Below are 20,459 nucleotides of genomic sequence, written 5' to 3'. Positions count from 1 at the left end.
AGGGCAGCGAGCTGTTTTCAGCTCGGGCGAGGGCTTCTCGCCCGCTTGCGGACACCTTCGTGGACTGGTTCACCAAGAGCAGCGAACTCATGGACATCATCGTGACGCTAGCACGCAAAAAGGGACCGTCACCGGTCCCTTTTTGGCGGCTCGAGCAAGCTCGAGATCAGATTGGCATACTGTCTTTGCCGGCCTTGATGTCGTCCATGCTGGCCGAGACACCAAGCTTCACGTCGGGACCCGCCGCCTCGATCTTCACGCTCTCGACCACGCCCTTGAGCTCCGCCGGGGCCTCGCCCTTGAGGCCGTCGAACAGCTCTTGGATCTTGTCCGCGGTGGCCTTGGCCTTGGCGTCGTCGCCGAAGCCAGCGACGAACTCGACGGCGACGCCCTTGCTCAGGTCGACGCTGCCGGCGACGGTCTTGACCTCGGTCGCCTCGGGGGCGGCCATCGCGGCCATGCCAGCGAGCTCGGCGGGGACGTCAGCGATGAACCACACGGCGGCCTTGGAGTCGACCTTGCCGTAGAGATCCTTCTTGCCGTTCTCGATCGCGGGGGTGCCCTTGCCGTCGATCAGCTCGCCGACCTTGGTCTCCCACTCGGTGGTCGAGAGGGCCAGCATGTTCTTGTTGACCAGGTAGGCGCGGCCGTCCGTGAACTGGATGATCTTCTTGCCATCCTCCTTGGACACCTCCGCAGCCTCGTCCTCACCGCTCATCTTTTGGATGTTCTTGATGACGCAGGAGGCGTTGTCGTCCTCGCCGATGCCGTCACCGACGATGACGGCGACGAAGTCCTCGGACTGGCTGGCACCGACGACGATCGCGTCGAACTCGGTGGGCTTGAGGCCGCAGTCTTCAAAGGCCTTCATGGCCTCTTTGAAGTCATCTTCCTTCTCGAACTCCGAGGAGAACTCTTTGTAGAGGTCCGAGCCCGTGATGGTCTTGGGGTTCATCCCCACGATGAATTCGGCCTCGTCGGGAATGAGCTTGACTGCGTCGGCGCTCGCTCCCCCCTTGCAGGCGGGAAGAACCAACAGGGAGACAGCCAGCGACGTCGTCCAGATACGCTTCATGGTCGTCGGCTTATACGCGGGCGCAACTCTCGCGGTCAAGACGGTGTGCACATGCTCGCGCACAAAATCGTTGCGCAGGCGTGGTGGCGGCTCACGCGGCTCCACGCGGCCCATCGCCAGGCTGGGCGCTACGCCGTTCCAGAGCCCGGGATCTGGCGAAGCGACGACAGCGCGACGCCCGGACCGCGAGATCGGCGTGAATGTGCAGGATCGAGCCTGCCCGGCTACCATCCCGGCGCTCATGCCCTGGAAGGCCTTCGAATATCGCGGTGAGTCAGTCTGGGTTCGGGTGCTGGACACCGGAAAGCCGATCGTGCGGCGCGGGCTCGTCGAGTTCCGCTACAAGCAAGGCGCGATCAAGTCGTACCGGACCCAGCGCGAGAACTTTGAGGACGCGGGCGAGGGCACCGGCGAGATCCTGTCGGACGAGGCGTTCGGCGGCCAGTCCACCACGCCCTCGACCAAGCTGCGCGAGCAGCCCTCGGTCGCGGCCGACGAGCACACGATCGTGATCCACACCGACGGCGCCTGCTCCGGCAACCCTGGGCCCGCTGGGATCGGCGTGCACATCGTGCGGCCGGACAAGATCAGCGAGATCAGCGAGTACATCGGCGAGGCGACCAACAACGTCGCCGAGCTCCGCGCGATCCTCCGCGCGATCGAGGATCTCGGCGAGGACGAGCGCGAGCGGACGATCCACCTCTATACCGACAGCGGCTGGTCGCTCGGGGTGCTCATCGGCGGCTGGAAGGCCAAGAAGAACGTCCAGCTGATCGACAAGATCAAGGCCAGGCTGCCCGAGTTCCCCAAGCTCGAGCTGCTGAAGGTGCGCGGTCACGCCGGTCAAGAGGGCAACGAAGAGGCCGACGCCCTGGCGACCAAGGCGGTGCGGATCGAGGACTCGACCGTCCGCGAACGACCGCGGTAGCTGTAAAAGCGCCCGCGGCCGTGCTACCTCCGGGCCCACCATGGCTCTGTCTGTAGGCATCGTCGGCCTCCCCAACGTCGGCAAGTCCACGCTGTTCAACGCGCTGTCCGACGCGGGCGCGGAGGCAGCCAACTATGCGTTCTGCACGATCGAGCCCAACCACGGCATCGTGCTGGTCCCGGATCCACGCCTCGACGCGCTGATCCAGGTGATCACGCCCAAGAGCACCGTCCCGACCACGGTCGAGTTCGTCGACATCGCCGGCCTTGTCGCGGGCGCCAGCAAGGGCGAGGGGCTGGGCAACCAGTTCTTGGCCCACATTCGCAGCGTCGACGCGATCGCCCACGTGGTCCGCTGCTTCGAGGACGACAACATTCAGCACGTCGCCAACAAGGTCAATCCGATCGACGACGTCGAGACGATCGACACGGAGCTGATCTTGCGAGACTTGCAGTCGCTCGAGCGCAGGCTCGAGCGGGCCCGCAAGCAGAGCAAGAGCGGGGACAAGCAAGAGAAGCTCGCGTTCGAGCTGTGCCCGCGGGTGATCGCCGAGCTCAACGAGGGCAAGGCCGCGCGCGAGCTCGAGCTCAGCGTCGACGAGGCGGCCGTGCTCGCCGAGCTCGACCTGCTCACCGCCAAGCCGGTGTTTTATGTCGCCAACGTCGGCGAGGATCAGCTCGCGGCCGGGCTCGAAGATCCGCTCGTCAAGCGCCTCGTCGATCACGTCGCGCCGAGCGGCGCCGAGGTCGTCGTGATCTCGGCCAACAACGAGGCTGAGATCGCCGCGCTCGAGCCCGACGAGCGCAAAGAATTCCTGGCCGAGATCGGGCTCGAAGAGCCCGGGCTCAACAAGCTGATCCGCACCGCCTACTCACTGCTGGATCTGATCACCTACTTCACCGCCGGCGAAAAAGAGTGCCGCGCGTGGACGATCAAGCGCGGCACCAAGGCGCCGCAGGCCGCCGGGGTGATCCACACCGACTTCGAGCGCGGCTTCATCCGCGCCGAAGTGGTGGACTGGGAGACGCTGGTCGAGCTCAAGTCCGACGCGGCTGTGAAGGCCGTCGGGAAGATGCGGGTCGAGGGCAAGGAATACGTGGTCCGCGACGGCGACGTGATGCACTTCCGCTTCAACGTTTAGCCTGGGCGATCACTCGCGCTCGTCGACGAAGCGATCCTTCAACCCAGCCGACACATACAGCACATCGTCCGGCCCAATGATCACAGCCTCGAGCTCCGGGTGGGCGTCTACGAACGCGAGCCCCTGCGCCGGCTCCATCACGCTGACGGCCGTGCAGTAGGCGTCTGCGTTGGTCGCGTTGCTGGCCACCAGCGTCACGCTCTTCGGGCTGCGGTCAACGGGGATCGGCCAGCCGGTGCGCGGATCCAAGATGTGGGTGTAGTGCACGCCTTCCCACTCGAAAAACCGCGCGTAGTTGCCCGAGGTGACGACCGCTTCGTCCTTGGCGCTGATATGCCCAATGCGGCCAGCGGCCTGCTTGGGATCCTGGACGCCAACCCGCCACGGCTTGTCGCCTTTTTGCCCGCTGACTTGGGTGTCGCCGCCGGCTTCCACGATGTGGTTGGCGAACCCGCGCGAGCGCAACACCGCCGAGGCGCGATCGACCGCGTAGCCCTTCGCTATCGCGCCCAGACCCACCTTCATGCCGGGCTTGCGCAGCGCAACGGTGCCGGCCCCCGGATCGAGCTCGATCGACCGCCAGTCGACGCTGGGTAGGAGCGCGGCGATCTGGTCTTTGGTCGGGGGCTCGGCGCCGGGCTCGAACCGCCACAGCTGCCCAACGCCGTAAAAGCTGACGTCGAACAGGCCGTCGGTCTCGGCCGAGATCGCGGCCGCGCGGGTGAGGATCTCGATCAGCTCGGGGGCGACTTTGACGGGAGCGCCGCCGGCCTCGTTGACGCGGGTCAGGTCACTCGTGGCCCGCCACTCCGAGGCGATGTCCTCGATCCTGGCCATCTCGTGGATCGCGTCGGTCATGGCCTCGCTAGCTGCGAGCGCGTCGCCGCCCCCCACCCACAAATTGATCGAGACCCGCGTGCCCATCAGCTCGGTCTCGGCGAAGATCGTGCCGTCTTCGCGGACCAAGGACGCGGCCTCGGCTGCGGTCTGGGTTGGTTGCGCTGGCGCTGCTTCAGCCGCGACCTGGCGCGTGGCGTCGCTCGTGCGCGCGGCCGGATCCGCGTCGCGCGAGCACGCGAGCGTCGAGATCACGAGCGCCGCCGTGACCAAGCTGGCGGCGCGCATCACTTGGTCTTTTTCCGGCCGGGCGGCGGCGGCGGGATCGGACGTGAACCCGAGCGGCCAGCGGAGGGGTCAGGCGAGACGTTGCCGAAGCTGTCGGCGAAGTCATCGTCCTCGTCGATCTCACCCCCAACCAGCGAGCTCTCGAGATCATCGATCTCTTCGAATTCGTCCATGTCCTCTTCCATGGATGCGAAGGGATCTTCCTCGCCGGGCTTCGTCACCCGCGGCGGCGGTGGTGTTGCAGCTGGCGGTGACGCGATTGAAGGCGGTGGTCCCACCGGCGGGCGCGGGAGCGGCTTGACCCCGGACTGGGTGTCGCCGCGCTTGCCCAGCCTGGCGAGCAGCGCCTTGGTGTCCGTTGGGGTCCGACGCGCCTCGCCCGGCGCCGCGAGCGAGGTGCCCGACGGGGACGGAATGGGCGGCAGCGGATGGATCCCCGAGCCCGTGCGACGCGGCAGCCTGCTGGCGAGGCTGCCCCCATTGCCCCCCGGTGGGCGTGGCGGCAGCTTCTCGCCCAGCTTGGGCGCGGGCGGCAGCTTGCCGGGGATCGGGCCCGTGCCGCTCTCGCCTGGGTTGCGTCCCGGTAGCCGGCTCGCCAGTGGCACCCGAGCGATCGGCTTGGCCGTCGCAGCCGGACCCGAACCTGTGCTGCGGGAACCTGGTGGGATCGGCGAGACACCGCTCTCGCCGGGCTTGCGCGGCAGCTTGCCCGGCAGCGGCGAGTGCTCCACAGCACCGAGCGTCGCCGCCCGCCCTGAAGATTGATGCTTGCGCGGCTGCACGGCGGCCTCGACCTCGGCGTCCTCGGCCGCGATCTCGGCGGCCGCCGCCTCCTCGGCGTCGAGCTCCTCGAGCAGACCGGCGAACATGTCGTCTGCGTCACCGCCAAGCGCGACGTCCTCGATCGCGGGCAGCTCGTTGGCGCCGCTGACCTCCATGTCCGTGAAGCCCCGGCCTGCATCCGCGAATCCGACCGTGCCGATCTCGTCGAGCGACTCGGGAAATTGCGTGCCGTCGTCCGCGGCCGTGTCGGGCTCATCGGTAAGCGCATCGATCGCAGCGTCGGCCTCGTCGAGATCGATGTCGAGATCAAATTCGAAGTCTTCTTCGGAGGCTTCGCCAGCGTCGGGCTCACCACCCAGGCCGCCCCAGAGCTTCGCCAGGGTTGGGTATCGGCGCCAATAGCTGGACGAGAAGTTGTCTGCGGGCCCACCGGGCACGCGCACGCGCACCAGGCCAGCGACGACGTTCACGGCCAACACGTGGCCAGCGTAGTAGGTGTCGATCGCCTCTTTGAACCGCCAAAACAGCGCCTGCGGCTTCTCGGCCCGGCCGATGATCGCCTTCCACAGACGCAGCGGGCCGTGCTCGATGACCGGCGCGAACAAGAACTCGCGGCCGCTGCGAAACAACAGCTCGAAGTGCTCGTGCTCGACGACGAAGTCTTGCTCGGTCAGCCCGATGCTCTGCAGCCCCGCGACCAGCTGCGAGGGCGTGGGCCGGCGGCGACGCAGCATCTGCAAGGTCGCAACCTCGCGGCGCATGTCCTCGTCGCGCAGGACCTCTTCGAACATGTCCTCGACCTCGCGCCAGGTGCCCGAGAGCGGCAGCGTGGCCAGCACCTGCCCGCCTGGCTTGGTCACGCGGATTAGCTCCGCGAGCGCGGGCAGCCACTCGACGACCTGCTCGCCCAACACCAAGTTGGCGATCGCCAGATCGTAGGTGTCGTCGTTCATGTCGGTGACGTCGTCGATGTCACCGGACTTGAAGTACACGCGGCGCTTCCACTCGGGTCGCACGCGAGTCTTGGACACCTGCATCAACCACGGGTCCCGACCAAGCGCGACGATGCGCGAGCTCTCGTCGAGCCGCTGCAGCAGCTCGGCGGTGGTGTGGCCGGCCCCGCTGTGGATGTCGAGCGCGAAGGTCTCTGGGGCGCTGGGCAGCTCGCGCATCAACAGGCGCGCGAAGCGATCGTGCCAGATCGGCGCGACCTCGCGGTCGATCACGCGCGCGAGCTTTTGCTCGCGCACGCTGGAGGCTGTGCTCCGCGGGGTGTTCACAGGAGGGAGTTCAGCCCGTCGAGGGTCATGGGTTGCCGAGCACGGGGTACCCGACCACGTCGAAGTGGTACTGGGTCTGCGCGTTCTGGTCGAAGTTGGGGTCGTCGACGTCGCAGTCGGCCCCGTTGTCAGAGGTGCAGTAGAGCATCTCGAACGAGGCGACGAACGGCCGGGTCGCAAAGCCGGGGCTGGGGGTTGGGCCCGTCGCGTCCATGCCGTGCGCCATGCCGGTGACCGTGCTCATCCCGTTGAGCACGAAGGGCGGATCGAAGGGCGAGCAGGTCACGTCGAAGCGGAACCCGTAGCTGCTGCACAGCGAGGGATCGTTGACGCAGGCCGGATCGTCGATCTTCCACTCGTAGCTGTCGTTGCCGAAGCCCAGCGCCATGTTGGGATCGAACTCCAGCAGGCCGGGCTTGAGGTCGGACTCGTCGACGGCGTTGGCGGTGACCGTGATGTCGTGGAAGGTGTCGACGTCGTTGCTTGCGCAGAACGGCACCCGGGTCTTGAGGTCGCTCTGCTCGATCTCCACCATCCACACCCAGGTCCCGCGGCGGTTGCCCGTGATGTTGCCCGAGTGCGTGCAGCTGGACTCGTTGAAGGTGATGCCGGGCGGCGGCCGGCCGTTGCCGTCGCCGAGCGGGCACGGAAGGCCATTGTCGTTGAGCGCGCTGCAGGTGATGTCGGTCCCGTCGCCGCCGTCGAGGAACTCGATCATCTCTTGTTTGGAGGCCGTGTGCGGGATGCAGTGGAGCGGCTCTTTCCGCACCAAGTTGGCGTTGAGCCGCTCGTTGACCAGCAGCGGGCCGCAGCTGGCGTCGAAGGACTGGCCCTTGCCCTCGTCGAACACGGTGATCGTGATGTCTTGGTACTCGAAGTTGCCGGGCTCTTCGGGGACGCCCGAGATCTCACCGGTGTTTGGATCGATGGTCAGTCCGGGCGGCAAGTTGGAGGCCATCCAGTTGCTGTAGTTGCCGCTGCCGCCGCCAACGGGGGGGGTGAAGCTGTACTGGGCTCCGACCGCGCCGTCCGGGAACATCTCGCAGTTGACCCCGACCGCCGTGCCGCCGGGATCTGGGACCAGGCAGATGCCCGTGTCGGGATCGATCTCGAAGCAGTCGGGTGCCAGCTCGTCGCGGCTACAGCCGACCGACGTCAGCAGCGCCAACACGGGCACGCTCAGGCCGATCGTGCGCACGATGCCGCGAGGGGCCAAGCCGAAGGCAAGGAGACGACGACAATTCTTGAGCTCGAGCATGTAGAACAATCTCCGCGGACCGGCGGCAGCATATCATGGCCGCTCGTGGACGCGCCAGATTCGCAGTCACCCGCAGGGACATCCCGCGACTGGGTGTTTTGGTCGCTGCTCGCGGCTGCGGTGCTCAGCCGACTGATCTGGGTTGTGTGGGTCCACCCCCCGCGCGACCACGTCTTCAGCGACATGGCGCACTACGTGTATCGGGCCCGACTCGTCGCCAACTTCGAGGTCCACCCCGGCATGCGCGAGATGGTCTGGCAGGCCTGGGGAACCCATGCGCTGTTGGCGATCCCCATGCTGCTCATGGGTCCCGGGGAGTCTGCCCTGGAGTTCGCCGGCTTGATCTGGGCGGGGTGCTCGGCCGCGACGGTGGTGCTTGGCTACTTGCTCGGCGTGCAGGTGCTGCCCCACGGACGCGCGAACGGCGTCCAAGCTGGGCGGCCGCACTGGCCAGCCGCCGCGCTGGGGACCGTGCTCGTGGTGTGGGTCCCGCTGGTCTCGCACGCTGGGTTCTTCATCAGCGAGACGCCCTACACCTGCGTGCTGTTGGCGATGACACTCGGGGTCGTCCGGCTGATTCAGACCGGTCGCGGCGCCGTGTGGACGGGGATCTTCGCCGCGTTCGCGTTTGTTCTGCGCCCGCAGTCCGCCGTGTTCTTGCTGTTGTTGGGCGCGGCGTGGCTGTGGGATCGGCGGCACCGCGACGCAGATCGGATCCGTGGCAGCTGGTCGCGGCGGGTCAACCTTCGCGTCGCGCTGCTGTTCGCGCTGCCGCTCGCGCTCGCGCTCGCGCTCTCGGTGATCCGCGTCCGCGTGTACACCGGCTCGTTCGGAGGGGTCGCCGAGAACGGCAGCATGAACCTCACGGCGGGGCGCTGCCACAACATCGTCACGCGCGCGTACTCGAGCCAGAGCGATCTCGAGTCGGCGCAACGAACGGGCGAGCCCGCCGCGGATCGCCGCATCAGCTTGCCCGGGTTTCGAGCGCTCGGGCGCAAAGGCCCCGAGCACCCGCTGGCGCTGCGTCCTGCCCTCGGCGGCGAGAGCATCGACTTGGTTGGCTACATCGGTGACGCGAAGGTCCACCGAGAGATCCGCAAGCGCTGCTACGCCGCAACGGGGAACGCCGGGCAGCTGCGCTACTCGGTCACCAACATGGCGCTGCTGTGGGTCGTGGCGCGGCCGTGGCCCGAGAGCTCGGATCGGCGGGCGCCGCAATTGCTGCCGCTCGCCGTCCGCGGTCGCGACATCGCCGCCGTGCTCGCGCCAGTGTCCCTGCTGGGGATGATCATCGCGCTGCTTGGCTGGGCCCAGGCCCACTCGGCGACCCCAGCCAAGCGCGACCGCCAGGCCGGCCTGGGCGTGTGCGCGCTGCAGTTTCTGTCGATCCTGATCATCTCCGCGCTGTTCTTCGGCGCCCCGCGGCTACGCGTGCCCTACGATCCCTACGCCCTCTTGGTGGCGCTGGCGCTGGTCTCGCGGGGGATCAGCTGGCTCACGGATCGCCTGCGCCAAGCCTGACCGCAGTCGGCGAAGCACCTGTACACGTCCGCCGAAGCCACCCGAGCCCCCTTCCAGGGGCCAATCATGCCCCTGCGAACAGCCAGCCCCGAGGAGCGAAGCGACCGGACGCGCCAGCGGCCGCAGTCGGCGAAGCACCAGTAAACGTCCGCCGAAGCCACCCGAGCCCCCTTCCAGGGGGCCAATCATGCCCCTGCGAACAGCCAGCCCCGAGGAGCGAAGCGACCGGACGCGCCAGCGGCCGCAGTCGGCGAAGTCTAAGGTCTATGTGGGGGTCATAATCGATCCCTGCTACTCTCCGCGGCCGCTCCCCCCACTTGGCATGTCCGATCGTCAGCACACCTTCGCGCGCCTGCGCATCGACCCCGACCGCCCCGACCCGCGCAAGCTGGCCCCGGCCGTCGACGCGCTGCGGCGCGGCGAGGTCATCATCTATCCAACGGACACCGGCTACGCGTTCGGCTGCGCGCTGTCTAGCAGCAAGGGCATCTCGGAGCTGCGCCGGCTCAAGGGCATCCACGCCAAGCATCAAAAACCCCTGACGATGATGGTCGAGAACCTCAACGACATGGGCCGCTACGGGGTCATGAGCAACACCGCGTTTCGGGTGGTCCGCAGGCTGTTGCCGGGCCCCTACACGATCGTGCTCAAGGCGACCTCGGACGTGCCGCGGGCCATGAAGAACCGCGCGCAAGAAGTTGGCATGCGGCTGCCAGACCACAAGGTCAGCACGATGTTGGTCGAGCACCTTGGCGAGCCGCTGCTGACGGGGTCGGTGACCCCAGGTGAAGACACGCCGGAGCTCGAGGATCCGCAAGAGCTCGAGAGTCGCTACGCCCGCGAGATCGCCCTGATGATCGACGCCGGCCACATCTGGCCCGAACCCTCGACGGTGCTGCGCTTCGATGTGAGCGGCGACATCGAGGTCCTACGCGCCGGCCAAGGCCGGTTCCTCGAGACCCCCACATAGACCTTAGACTTCGCCGACTGCAGCCGCTTCGCGTCTGGTCGCTTCGCTCCTCGGGGCTGGCTGTTCGCATCCGCATGATTGGCCCCCTGAGAGGGGGCTCGGGTGGCTTCGGCGGACGTGTACTGGTGCTTCGGCGGACGTGTACGGGTGCTTCGCCGACTGCTGGCGCTGCCACGTCTGGTCGCTTCGCTCCTCGATCTGCGGCGTGTCATCGCGACACGACGGGGTGCACGGCGGGTCTGGCTGGCACGACGATCATGCGCAGAGCGGCTCCATGGCCCGTTCTCGCGGGTGGCACAGACGTCGCAAGGTGTGGGGATGAAAGGAACTCCAATGCTGTACTACGCGCTCGTCTTTTTCATCATCGCACTCATCGCCGCCGTGTTCGGCTTCGGCGGCATCGCTGCCGGCGCCGCCTCGATCGCCCAGATCCTGTTCTGGGCCTTCCTCGCGTTCGCGCTGCTCACCGGTGTCGCTCACCTGCTCCGAAGCCGCAAATCGGTTGTGTGAGCCGAGTTGACCACACCGGGATCATGTCACCGCCCCAGCAGCCCGTCCCCGCCCGCGCGGGGACGGGGGAACCGCTGCATTTGCATGCGCCAGTCCACGCCGATCATCTCGCCAACCCGCATCGGCTCCCACACGTTGTCGCCCAGCAGCGGCTCGCTCGAGAACACCAGGTGGCTGACGAAGCCGCCCTCGACCTTGCGCTCGCACTCGTCGGCCCAATACGGGCACGTGTCTCGATCCGGGCAGTGCTTTTTGTGGGTCGAGCAGTGCAGGATCTTGCCGCCTTGGTGGGCGAGCATGGTCTGGCCGTTGGTGATCACGAAGGTCAAAAAATTATTGGAGAGCGGATCAGCGCCGTCGTCTTCACACAGCTCGCCGGCGAGCTCGCTGACCAGGTCGATCGCCTCGCGGGCGGCGCTGGCGAGATCCTCCAACGGGTAGCCGCGACGCTCGAGATCGCAGCGCTCGGCCATCTTGCCGAGCATCAGATAAAACAGCGCCTCGCTGTCGGTGTGGCCCAAGATGAAGCGCCGGAGCACGGGCGGCACGCGATCCAGCAGGTCGTCACGGATCGCCGCGAAGTTGGCGATGTTGCCGTTGTGAACCATGACCCAGCTGCCGTACTGAAACGGGTGGGTGTCGAACACCGTGAGGTTCCCCTGGGTCGCCTTGCGTACGTGGGCAACCACGGTCTCCGAGGTCACGACCCCAGACACGTGGCGGAACATCTCGTCCGACACCGCCGTGGCCACGCTCTTGACCACGTGCGGGGCCCCGCCAACGTAGTACGCCACGCCCCAGCCGTCTGGGTTGTGCTCGCTCTGCTGGATCAGCGCATTGTCGGCGCTGACCAGGCTGCGGTGCACCTGGCTCTGCATCACCGATCGAAACCCGAAGATCCTACACATGCCTGAGCTCCCTGGGTGTGGAGAGGAACGCCATGCTCGGGGTTGTCACGGGCTGAACCACGGAGCCCTAGATTACCGGTTCTTCCATGCGAGACGAAACACGACTTGCGACGGCTCGTCGAGCACGCGCTCGAGCAGCTCGACCTCACCCTCGCCCTCGTCGTGGGCCCGACCACACAGGATCAGCAGCGCATGTTGGACCGTGGCGACCGCGGCGAGCCAGGCGTCTTCGCTGGCGCACGCCTGCGGGAGCCTGGACAGACACATCTGGACCTCGCGCCATTCGCGGGCGCGCGCGCGATCGGGGTCCAGGCTGCGACTCACGCTCCACCGGCCGCAGTCGCGATAGAGCATGCCCCACGCCCGCGGCAGCAAGCGGGCGAACGAGCCCGGGTCGAGCCCAAACAGACCCACCGCGGTCTGCACGATGTTTTGCAAGATCGACGCGGCCATGAATTCGCGCAGGTTCGCGAGCACGAACGCGCGGGTACGCTCGGCCCCCAGCACCCGGGCGAGCGCGCGCTGCAGCGCGATGTCGGCCTCGATCGGCAACCACACCAGCGGACCTGCGCACTCGATGCTGGTCTGATGGGTGTCGCCAAGTTGCTCGCGGATCTCCATTGCCGGCGGGCCAAACTCGTCGCAAGCGAACAGCAGCGCACGCAGGTAGCTCGCCCGCACCGCAGGGCCCAAGCGGTCTTCGTCCGCACCGGCGCCAGCTCCCTCGCTCACCAGGCGAACGTAGCAGCTGTTCTCAGCTCGGGCGAGGTTGTTCTGGTTGGACGAGAGAGCCTGGTTTCAGCGCGATCGAGGGCGTCTCGCCCGGGCTGACAACACCCTGTATTCTCGCGGCGATGTCGACGGGCCAAGCCGAGGCGAACCCCAAGCCGGCTGGACCGGCCGATCCGAGCCCGCGCCAGCTGCCGCGCTGGTCGCTGGCCCTGCTCGCCGGACTGCATGGGCTGATCTTTGCGTGGGCAGGCGCGAAGCTGCCGTGGAGCGACTGGTCGAGCTTCACGATCGTCTGCTACCTGCTCGCGCTTGGGCACGGATTGACGGCTGTGTCGGCGGCCTTGGGCCTGCGGGCGCTGGCGCCGATCTGGCGGGTCAGCTCGGCGTTTGGGCTGATCGTGTTTGGCTGGCTGGCCTGGGAGCTGAGCAGCTCGGCGAGCTACCTCGCGGGTCTGTACGGCTCGCTGGGCGAGGGCATCGGCGCGGGGTTGCTGGCGGTGGCCGGGCTGGTCGCGCTGCTGAGCGTGCCGATCTCGGCGTGGGGTCTGGCCGCGACGTGGCGGCGCAGCTACAACCCGGGCGCGGCCGCTGCGATGCCGCTGCTGCTGTGCGTGTGGACCCTGGGCGCGCTGCGACAGGCAGAGAACGGTCACGCCGAGCCGACGCCGCTGCCCGGTGAGTTCGACCTGCTCGATCGCAACAACCCGAGCGTGCAAAACGACGTGGTCGAGGCCCTGCTGTTCGCGGAGCTGTCCAAGCAGATCGAGCACTGGGGCGTGCTGCCAGAGGTCCCGACCGAGGGGCCCATCCAGAAGGTCAAGGGCGGCTACCGGCACGCGAAGCTGCGCGTGCCCTCGCTGTTCACGACGGCGCCTGTCGCCTGCGTCCCGGATCTCGAGTCCGGCGAGTCGGCAGCGGTCGTGACCTACCTGGTGTTGAGCAAGAAGCCGTCAGCCAAGCCCGACGAGATCGCCGCGGTCGAGCCGGCGACCCGCTGCATCCGCGCCGCCCCGGCCGAGCTGATCCCGGCGATCGTCGCCCTGATCGAGTCCGAGGCCCTGCGCGCGCCCGTGAAGATCGACGTGATCAGCGGGGTCGCGCCGCTGCGCTCGCGGGTCCCCGCGCTCGACATGTTCTCGCTGCGCCCCGGCCTCGACGGAGTGTGCGACGAGCACCACTGCCTGATGCCGTGGCAGCTCGTCGCGCTGAGCCAGTTCACCGCCAACTTGCCGCTGCCCTTCGTGCCCGACTTTCGCGTGGGGATCTCGGCCGTCGAGCTGCGCGACGCGCTGGGCTTCGAGGTGCCCGAGCAGGTGCTTCGCTATGACCGAGAGCAGCGCAATCCTGGGCGGCTCGCGCGGCTGATCGAGAGCGGCAAGGCGACCGAGCGACCAGCGGACATCGAGGCGTGGCGGCTGCTCGAGGGCCTGACCCGGATCGAGACCCTGAGCTACATGGTCACCCGCAACGGCCTGCACACCTCGCTGGTGCGCATGCACAAGCGCGAGGTCCGGCTCAGCCAAAACAGCCTCGACCAGGCCCGCGAGGCCGCCGACGTTCACATCGCCAAGGCCCAGCTGAAGGACGGCCGGTTCCGCTACACCCTGGATCCGTTCACGGGCGACCAAGAGCTCAACAACTGGAACCTGCCCCGCCAGGCCGGCACGACCTTGGTCATGTGCGAGCTTGGCAACGACGCCCGCCGGACCCGCCGCGTGGCTGGGCTGTCGCTGAAGTTCATGGCCCGGCACGCGCGCGAGGCCGGCGAATTGACGCCGCTGACCAAGCGCGCGCGCTCGGAGCAGGCCGACCTGGGTTCAACCGCGCTGCCGGCGATCGCGTTCGCGCGCTGCCGCGAGCACATCGGTAACAAACACGACCGCACCTTCGCTGGCATGACCCGGTTCTTGCTGGCGATGCAGCGCGACAACGGCAGCTTCTATCCGCTCTACGACATCGCGGGTGGCCACATCATCGACGGGCCCGAGCCGATGTACGCGGGCGGCCAGGCGATCTTCGCCCTGAGCCTGGCAGAGAAGCTCGCGCTCGACGAGCCAGACGCCGCCGCCGCCGCCGGTCTGCCCAGCGCCGAGGTCCTCCACGAGGCGGTCGAGCGCGCGATGGCGTTTTACACCGGGCCCTACTGGGCCACCTTCGTGCGCGACTTTTTTTGGCTCGAAGAGAACTGGCACTGCATGGCGGCAAGGGCCTCGCTCGAGCACCACCGCAATGACGCGTACGAGCGCTACTGCATCGACTACATGACCTACAAGGCCCGCCTGGTGCTCGACGAGAGCTCCGACGTGGCCCGCGAGTTTCATGGCGGCTACTCGTTTGGCAACATCCTGACCCCGGTCAACACCCCGGCCGCGGGCTTTGGCGAGGGCATGGCCGCCGCGATCGCGCTCAAGCAGGCCCGCGGCGAAGACATCAGCGCCGACGTCGAGCAGATGCACACCGTCATCGAATTCCTGCTGCGGCAGCAGTGGAACCAGGACAACTGCTTCGCCTGCACGCCACACCGCACGGTCGTCGGGGGCTTCTCCGAGTCCATGAGCGCGCCCGAGATCCGCATCGACTACACCCAGCACGCCTGGTCCGCGCTCGGGCACGGCGGCGCGTGGATCTACGACGAGCTCCCCACCAAGGCGCCGGGCGAAGAGTGACCCAGGCCAAGCCCACCGCCCCCGCTCGCCGGCCGTTTCGGCGGGGGCCAGCGCTGCTGGTGTCTGCGGTGGTCGTGGCCGCGGTGGTCGCCCCTGCGCTGCGTGACCCCCCGCGTGACTCGTTCCCGCTCTCGACCTATCCAATGTTCTCTTCGGTCCGCAAGCAGGCGTGGATCCACGTGATCGTTGGATTTGACGCCAACGAGAACGAACGCCCGATCCCACCGCGGCTGGTCGCCAATGTCGAGGTCATGCAGGCCGCCGAGACCATTCGTATCGCCGTGCGCCGGCGACGACCCAAGACCCTATGTGAGCAGGTCGCCGCCCGCGTGGCGGATGATCCAGAGTTTGCGCAGATCGTGCGCCTCGAAGTCCAGAGCCGCCGCTTCGATCCCCGCACCTACTTTGTCGAGGCGGACGGCAAGGTCCCGCTAAAGTTGCGTCGGCGGGCACGCTGCGAGATCCCCAAGGACGGCGCATGAGTCGGTCCCCAAGTCCCGAGCGAAGCGACCCGTCGCGAAGCGTGTTCGACTTTCCAGCTCCCGCGCTGCGACTCGCAACCTTGCGGGTCTTGATCATTGCCTATGGCTTGGTCTGGCTGATCGGCTACGCGCCGCTGCTGCTCGCCAACCTGCGCTTCGCGCCCGAACAGTTCGCGCCCACTGGGGTCGTCTCGTTGCTCGACGCGCCGCTTGGCGTCGGGCTTGGCGCGGGGATCTGGCTCGCCACGGTCATCGTCGGGATCCCGGCGCTGCTTGGCTGGCGATTTCGCGTGTCGGGCCCGATCTACGCGCTCGGGCTGCTGTGGGTGGCCAGCTACCGCAACTCGTGGGGCATGGTCTTCCACACCGAAAATCTGCTGGTCGTCCACACCCTGATTGTCGCGATACTCCCGGCCAGCGACGCGTGGTCGCTCGACGCCCGCGGGCAGACCTGCAGCAAGGAAGAGGATCCCCGCTACGGCTGGGGCCCCAAATTGATGGCAACCGTCACCGCGCTGGCCTATGTGCTCGCGGGCGTCGCCAAGCTCCGCAACGCCGGTTGGGCGTGGCTCGACGGCGACGTGCTGCTCAGTCACGTCGGCTGGGACAACTTGCGCAAGCAAGAGCTCGGCAGCATGCACTCGCCGATCGGCGCCGCGCTATGTGCGTTCCCAGCCGTATTCGTGCCGCTGTCATGGCTCAGCATCATGCTCGAGCTCGGGGCACCGCTGGCGCTGGTCGGCCGCCGCCTCGCGTGGGTATGGTCGATTGGCATCTGGTGCTTTCACCTTGGCGTTGTCGCGATCATGGCGATCGTGTTCGCGTATCCCCTGTCCGGGGTCGCGTTTGCGCCGTTGTTCGCCGTTGAGCGGCCCGTGCTCGCGCTCGCAGCGTGGGCCCGCCAGCGCAACCCCAACTCCCTCCTCGCCCGCCTGTTGCCAGAGTAACCCGTGCCCGTTCGCCTCATTCGCGGAGACCAACCACTTCCTGATCCCGAGCAGTCCGACGCCCGCGGGCTGGTTGCAATCGGGGGGGATCTGCGACCCGCTCGCCTGCTCGATGCATACAACCGGGGCATCTTTCCTTGGTACAGCGAGGGCTTGCCGATCCTGTGGCACTCCCCCGATCCTCGCTTCGTGCTCGAGCCCCGCGCGCTACGAGTCAATCGCAGCTTGCGAAAGAGCCTCCGTCGTCAGCCCTATCGGCTGAGCTTTGACACGGCCTTTGATCAGGTCATACGCCGGTGCGCCGAAGTGCCTCGACACGATCAAGATGGCACCTGGATCACCGCAGACATGATGGCCTCGTACGAGCAGCTAGCTGGGCTTGGCCACGCACACAGCGTCGAGGCCTGGGATGGCGAGCAGCTCGTCGGCGGCGTCTATGGGGTCGTCGTCGGCGGCGTGTTTTGTGGCGAGTCCATGTTCGCCGTGGCGCCGGATGCCTCGAAGATCGCGTTCGTACAGCTGGTCACCCAGCTCGAGTCGTGGGGCTTCGAGCTGATCGATTGCCAAGTACACACGGATCACCTCGAGCGCTTCGGGGCGGTCGAGTGGCCCCGTTCACGGTTCTTGGCGACCCTCGAGCGCCTGCGACTGCGAACAGCCGGTCCATCGGGCCCTTGGCACGCGATCGATCCGGTCTACACCCCATGATCACGTGAGCACGTGATCGCACGATCACCAAAGCCCCGAGCGGCAAAGCCACCCGGGGTTTGTACAACAGTGAGGGGATGACCCAAGCCGGCAGGGCTTGGCCAAAACCACGCGCTAGGACAGCGAGTAACGGGTGCCGCGAGCTTTGCCGGTGAAGGTCACCAGGCCACGCTCGATCAGGCGATTGAGGGAAGTACGCAGCTGGGTCGGATCGGCGTTGAGTGACTGACGAAGCTGGGTCGCCGCGACAGCCTCACCACCGTGCGCCGTAAGCGCTTCGAGCACCTCTTTGTCGAGTGCTTCACGACCGGCTTCGGTACGAACATTGCGCTTGTGGGCTGCACCCTTGCGCGGAGCGGCCTTGCCGATCTTGCGCGGGGCACCACCAACAGCAACTGCACCGGCGGCAGCAGCGGGAGCAACGGTGGAACCGGAACCCTTGGGACGACCACCGCGACCCCGAGCAGGACCGTCAACGCCCAGAAGACCACCAAGGGTGATCGAACCGAGCATGGGGTTGTCACTGACGAGTTGCTTCAGATCCCTGACCGTAGTTCCGGGGTTCTTAGCGATGATCGCAACCAGTGCAGCTTTGGACTGGTCAGCGAGGGCATCCTGAAAGGCGCTGGAGAGATTGGCCATGGCGGCATTTATGCACGAAAGATCTCGAAATGACAGGGGGCCAAGTCAGTTTTTTTCAAACGGTTATGTGCGCCCCATCCCTAGCTCGATTCATGTCCATGACGCTCGCTTTGTGGTCACGCCCAGAATGTGATTCGCAGGGATCGATCCGGGCCTGCTTTAGGGTGTTGGCCAACGTGGTATTGGAGTCGCAGATATGCCGCGCGATCTCGAATTCGGGGGATTTCACGGCGTTTGGACATAGTTGGATCCAGACCCTTCGATCCTGATCGCGTCGATCGACCGCGGAGCATTGCAATGGCACAGAGACGATCTCTGTCACCTGCTACACTGAACCCAAGAGCAGTGACCAGTCTGTATGGGGTACTTTTTAGCGCGGGCGACGAGTGCAGCGAACATTCTAACGTCGTTCTTAAACGACGAGACGCCCGCTTTCGGGCGCCTCGGGGTACTGAAACGTTGCGGCAACAAAGAGCGGCGCAGCGCGCGAACAGCGGTTGATTTCACTCAGCGCCGTCGATTTCCGACGTGGATGGCCTCACCCAGCGCGTGCTTGGCCGCTTCCATCACAGCCTCGCCAAGGGTTGGGTGTGGGTGAACGGTCAGAGCAATGTCTTCTGCGAACGCGCCCATCTCGATCGCCAGCGCCGCCTCGCTGATCAGGTCGCTGGCTTCGGGGCCGACCACGTGAATGCCCAGAACGCGATTGTCCGACTTGTCGATGATGACCTTCACGAACCCGTTGGTCTCGTCGATCGCCATGGCCCGGCCACTGATCGAGAACGGGAACTTGCCGATCTCGATCTTGTGACCGGCCTGCTTGGCCTCGGCCTCGCCGAGCCCCGCCGAGGCGATCTCTGGCTCGGTAAATACGACGTTGGGGATCGTGCGGGCGTCGTTGACGGTCTTCTTACCCGCGATGACCTCGGCGACGACCTCGCCCTCGTGGCTGGCTTTGTGCGCCAGCATCGGCTGGCCGCACACGTCTCCAACCGCATAGACCTTGGCCACGTTGGTCTGTTGGCGGGCGTCGACCTTGATGAATCCCCGCTCGTCGAGCTCGACGCCGAGCTTGTCGAGCCCAAACCCCTTGGCGACCGGCCGCCGGCCCACGGCGACGAGCACGACATCAGCCGGATACTCTTTTGACTGACCGCCAACTTCGGCGCGGACCCACAGCTTGCCGTCGCGCTCGGTGTAGCCCTTCGCCATCGCGTTGGTGACGATCTCGCCGCCGTCTTGCTTGATCTGGCGGGCGACGACTTGGGCCAGATCTTTGTCACACACGCTCAAGATGCGGTCGAGGCCCTCGAGCACGGTCAGCTTGGTGCCAAGTCGTTGAAAGGTCTGGCCAAGCTCGAGACCGATGATACCGCCGCCGATACAGACCATGTGCTCGGGGACGAAGTCGAGCTCGAGCGCGCCGGTGCTGTCGCGGACCTTGACCTGATCGACGCCAAACCCGGGGATCTCGATCGGCACGCTGCCGGTCGCAATCACCAGGTGCTCGCACTCGACGATGTCGTCGGGCTTGCCGTCGGCGTAGGTCAGCTTGACCCGACCCGGCCCCAGGATCTCCGCGGTCGCGCTCACGTATTGCGTGCCCGAGCCCTTGACCAATTGTTTCACGCCGCCGGTCAGCTTGCTGACGATCCCGGCCTTCCAGACCTGCATCTTTGGCATGTCGGTGGTCGGCGCGCCAAAGCTCAGACCCATGTGCTCGGCGTGCTGGGCCTTGTGGGCCAGCTTGGTCGCCGAGATCAGCGCCTTGCTGGGGATACAGCCCCAGTTCAAGCACACGCCGCCGGGTTGGTCTTTCTCGACGAGCATGGCGTCGACGCCGAGCTGCCCGAGCCGGATGGCGCAAGGATAGCCGCCAGTGCCGGCGCCGATGACGAGGGCCGTTTTCTTGATTGTTGCCATGGTGGACTCGCTGATTGAGAGGGGGCAGGCGCTGGTGACGGCGGGCGGCGAGCCCGACTAGATCCCAGCGAGGAGCAGGAGCGTGGGATCTTCGAGGAACCGGCGGACTTCTTGGAGAAAGCTGGCGCCCTCGAAACCATCGACGACGCGATGGTCGAACGAGACGGACAAGTTCATGATGTGACCGATCCCAATTTGGTCGTCTTCGGTGACGACCGGGACCTTGCGAATTGCGTGGACCCCCAGGATCCCGACCTCGGGGTAGTTGAGGATCGGCGTGGCAAGCACCCCGCCGATCGTGCCGAGGCTGGTGATCGAGAAGGTCGAGCCGCTGAGGTCGTCGCGGCTGAGCGTGCCAGCCTTGGCGCCCTCGCCCAGGCGCGCGACCTCGCGGGCGATGTCGAGCAAGCTGAGCGCGTCTGCGTCGTGGATCACGGGGACCATCAGACCCTGCGGCGTCGCGGCGGCGATACCCACGTGATAGCGCTGCTTGAGGATGATCCGACCATTCGGCTCATCGAGCTCGGCGTTGACGATCGGGAAGCGCTTGAGCGCGTGACACACCGCCTTGATGATGAACGGCAGATAGCTGAGCGAGACCCCCTGCTGCTTGGCGGCGGCCTTGGCTTGGTTGCGCAGCTCGACGAGGCGGGTGACGTCGATCTGCTCGACGTAGGTGTAATGCACCGCCGTCGTGTACGAACGGACCATGCCCTCGGCGATGCGCCGCCGCATGCCGCGAAATGGAATGGTCTGATCTTCACGATCGGTGACGGCGCCGCGCTGCACGGGCGCCGCGCTGCGGACCGTTGAGCCGAGCTCGCTGGCGTGCTTGAGCAGCAGGGCGTCAAACCGGGCCC

18 protein-coding genes are annotated in these 20,459 nt (G+C 66.7%); 9 read left to right on the top strand and 9 right to left on the bottom strand.

Going from position 1 to position 20,459, the window contains the following annotated elements:
- Positions 1-166: 166 nt before the first annotated feature.
- A complete protein-coding gene (locus DB30_RS39105; RefSeq protein WP_052559022.1) occupies positions 167-1,075 on the bottom strand; it encodes a hypothetical protein in 909 nt (302 codons plus the stop codon).
- A 241-nt stretch (positions 1,076-1,316) separates the two neighbouring features.
- On the opposite strand from DB30_RS39105, the gene DB30_RS39100 reads away from it, so the two are divergent.
- A complete protein-coding gene (locus DB30_RS39100; RefSeq protein ID WP_052559020.1) occupies positions 1,317-2,003 on the top strand; it encodes a ribonuclease HI in 687 nt (228 codons plus the stop codon).
- A gap of 40 nt (positions 2,004-2,043) precedes the next feature.
- Positions 2,044-3,144 carry a redox-regulated ATPase YchF gene (gene ychF / locus DB30_RS39095; protein ID WP_052559018.1) on the top strand — a complete coding sequence of 367 codons (1,101 nt, stop codon included), beginning with the start codon at positions 2,044-2,046 and terminating at the stop codon, positions 3,142-3,144.
- 9 nt (positions 3,145-3,153) lie between these two features.
- Here ychF and DB30_RS39090 read toward each other — a convergent pair whose 3' ends face one another.
- The 3 genes from DB30_RS39090 to DB30_RS39080 are packed head-to-tail and all read right to left on the bottom strand — an operon-like array spanning position 3,154 to position 7,590.
- Complete coding sequence (locus DB30_RS39090) at positions 3,154-4,269, bottom strand: FAD:protein FMN transferase (protein ID WP_146662650.1); 1,116 nt, start codon at positions 4,267-4,269, stop codon at positions 3,154-3,156.
- The gene (locus DB30_RS39085) at positions 4,269-6,302 is read right to left on the bottom strand and encodes a class I SAM-dependent methyltransferase (RefSeq protein WP_165704155.1); all 2,034 of its coding nucleotides are present in this window, start codon (positions 6,300-6,302) and stop codon (positions 4,269-4,271) included. Before DB30_RS39085 ends, DB30_RS39090 begins: the two co-directional genes overlap by 1 nt.
- 55 nt (positions 6,303-6,357) lie before the next feature.
- Positions 6,358-7,590 carry an Ig domain-containing protein gene (locus DB30_RS39080; protein ID WP_146662646.1) on the bottom strand — a complete coding sequence of 411 codons (1,233 nt, stop codon included), beginning with the start codon at positions 7,588-7,590 and terminating at the stop codon, positions 6,358-6,360.
- 45 nt (positions 7,591-7,635) lie between these two features.
- Between DB30_RS39080 and DB30_RS39075 the strand changes: the two genes are divergently transcribed.
- The 3 genes from DB30_RS39075 to DB30_RS39065 all read left to right on the top strand — a co-directional run bounded on the left by DB30_RS39075 (position 7,636) and on the right by DB30_RS39065 (position 10,591).
- Positions 7,636-9,111: a hypothetical protein gene (locus DB30_RS39075; RefSeq protein ID WP_146662644.1), complete on the top strand. Its 1,476-nt coding sequence runs from the start codon at positions 7,636-7,638 to the stop codon at positions 9,109-9,111.
- A gap of 322 nt (positions 9,112-9,433) precedes the next feature.
- Complete coding sequence (locus tag DB30_RS39070) at positions 9,434-10,081, top strand: L-threonylcarbamoyladenylate synthase (RefSeq protein WP_052559009.1); 648 nt, start codon at positions 9,434-9,436, stop codon at positions 10,079-10,081.
- A 333-nt stretch (positions 10,082-10,414) separates the two neighbouring features.
- The gene (locus DB30_RS39065) at positions 10,415-10,591 is read left to right on the top strand and encodes a DUF1328 family protein (protein ID WP_146662639.1); all 177 of its coding nucleotides are present in this window, start codon (positions 10,415-10,417) and stop codon (positions 10,589-10,591) included.
- Positions 10,592-10,617: 26 nt separating this feature from the next.
- Here DB30_RS39065 and DB30_RS39060 read toward each other — a convergent pair whose 3' ends face one another.
- Together DB30_RS39060 and DB30_RS39055 are read right to left on the bottom strand one after the other, a co-directional pair.
- Positions 10,618-11,499 (bottom strand): class II glutamine amidotransferase, encoded by an 882-nt coding sequence (locus tag DB30_RS39060; RefSeq protein WP_146662637.1) that lies wholly within the window; start codon positions 11,497-11,499, stop codon positions 10,618-10,620.
- 72 nt (positions 11,500-11,571) lie between these two features.
- Positions 11,572-12,231 carry a hypothetical protein gene (locus DB30_RS39055; RefSeq protein ID WP_052559006.1) on the bottom strand — a complete coding sequence of 220 codons (660 nt, stop codon included), beginning with the start codon at positions 12,229-12,231 and terminating at the stop codon, positions 11,572-11,574.
- Positions 12,232-12,353: 122 nt separating this feature from the next.
- On the opposite strand from DB30_RS39055, the gene DB30_RS39050 reads away from it, so the two are divergent.
- The 4 genes from DB30_RS39050 to aat are packed head-to-tail and all read left to right on the top strand — an operon-like array spanning position 12,354 to position 17,034.
- A complete protein-coding gene (locus DB30_RS39050) occupies positions 12,354-14,897 on the top strand; it encodes a prenyltransferase/squalene oxidase repeat-containing protein (RefSeq protein ID WP_052559004.1) in 2,544 nt (847 codons plus the stop codon).
- The gene (locus DB30_RS39045) at positions 14,894-15,379 is read left to right on the top strand and encodes a hypothetical protein (protein WP_052559002.1); all 486 of its coding nucleotides are present in this window, start codon (positions 14,894-14,896) and stop codon (positions 15,377-15,379) included. Before DB30_RS39050 ends, DB30_RS39045 begins: the two co-directional genes overlap by 4 nt.
- Complete coding sequence (locus tag DB30_RS39040) at positions 15,376-16,326, top strand: HTTM domain-containing protein (protein WP_146662636.1); 951 nt, start codon at positions 15,376-15,378, stop codon at positions 16,324-16,326. Before DB30_RS39045 ends, DB30_RS39040 begins: the two co-directional genes overlap by 4 nt.
- A gap of 3 nt (positions 16,327-16,329) precedes the next feature.
- A complete protein-coding gene (gene aat / locus DB30_RS39035) occupies positions 16,330-17,034 on the top strand; it encodes a leucyl/phenylalanyl-tRNA--protein transferase (RefSeq protein ID WP_052558999.1) in 705 nt (234 codons plus the stop codon).
- Positions 17,035-17,148: 114 nt separating this feature from the next.
- On the opposite strand, the gene DB30_RS39030 is transcribed toward aat, so the two are convergent.
- The 3 genes from DB30_RS39030 to DB30_RS39020 form a co-directional block, all read right to left on the bottom strand.
- Positions 17,149-17,676, bottom strand: a complete 528-nt coding sequence (locus DB30_RS39030) for a helix-turn-helix domain-containing protein (protein ID WP_146662634.1) — start codon at positions 17,674-17,676, stop codon at positions 17,149-17,151.
- A gap of 507 nt (positions 17,677-18,183) precedes the next feature.
- Complete coding sequence (lpdA, locus tag DB30_RS39025) at positions 18,184-19,599, bottom strand: dihydrolipoyl dehydrogenase (RefSeq protein ID WP_052558995.1); 1,416 nt, start codon at positions 19,597-19,599, stop codon at positions 18,184-18,186.
- A 57-nt stretch (positions 19,600-19,656) separates the two neighbouring features.
- A partial coding sequence (locus tag DB30_RS39020; protein ID WP_146662631.1) for a dihydrolipoamide acetyltransferase family protein occupies positions 19,657-20,459 on the bottom strand: 803 nt, incomplete at its 5' end.

The organism is Enhygromyxa salina (assembly GCF_000737335.2).
Classification (GTDB): domain Bacteria; phylum Myxococcota_A; class Polyangia; order Nannocystales; family Nannocystaceae; genus Plesiocystis; species Plesiocystis salina_C.
The sequence above is the reverse complement of the archived record's forward strand: the minus strand, read 5'-3'. Positions and strand labels throughout refer to the sequence as shown.

What these genes read in the sequence shown, in the direction of transcription:
- DB30_RS39070 (WP_052559009.1), top strand. Translation starts at nt 9,434, where the DNA reads ATGTCCGATCGTCAGCACACCTTCGCGCGCCTGCGCATCGACCCCGAC.
- DB30_RS39080 (WP_146662646.1), bottom strand. Translation starts at nt 7,590, where the DNA reads ATGCTCGAGCTCAAGAATTGTCGTCGTCTCCTTGCCTTCGGCTTGGCC.
- DB30_RS39050 (WP_052559004.1), top strand. Translation starts at nt 12,354, where the DNA reads ATGTCGACGGGCCAAGCCGAGGCGAACCCCAAGCCGGCTGGACCGGCC.
- DB30_RS39105 (WP_052559022.1), bottom strand. Translation starts at nt 1,075, where the DNA reads ATGAAGCGTATCTGGACGACGTCGCTGGCTGTCTCCCTGTTGGTTCTT.
- DB30_RS39040 (WP_146662636.1), top strand. Translation starts at nt 15,376, where the DNA reads ATGAGTCGGTCCCCAAGTCCCGAGCGAAGCGACCCGTCGCGAAGCGTG.
- ychF (WP_052559018.1), top strand. Translation starts at nt 2,044, where the DNA reads ATGGCTCTGTCTGTAGGCATCGTCGGCCTCCCCAACGTCGGCAAGTCC.
- DB30_RS39030 (WP_146662634.1), bottom strand. Translation starts at nt 17,676, where the DNA reads ATGGCCAATCTCTCCAGCGCCTTTCAGGATGCCCTCGCTGACCAGTCC.
- lpdA (WP_052558995.1), bottom strand. Translation starts at nt 19,599, where the DNA reads ATGGCAACAATCAAGAAAACGGCCCTCGTCATCGGCGCCGGCACTGGC.
- DB30_RS39060 (WP_146662637.1), bottom strand. Translation starts at nt 11,499, where the DNA reads ATGTGTAGGATCTTCGGGTTTCGATCGGTGATGCAGAGCCAGGTGCAC.
- DB30_RS39100 (WP_052559020.1), top strand. Translation starts at nt 1,317, where the DNA reads ATGCCCTGGAAGGCCTTCGAATATCGCGGTGAGTCAGTCTGGGTTCGG.
- DB30_RS39090 (WP_146662650.1), bottom strand. Translation starts at nt 4,269, where the DNA reads ATGCGCGCCGCCAGCTTGGTCACGGCGGCGCTCGTGATCTCGACGCTC.
- DB30_RS39065 (WP_146662639.1), top strand. Translation starts at nt 10,415, where the DNA reads ATGCTGTACTACGCGCTCGTCTTTTTCATCATCGCACTCATCGCCGCC.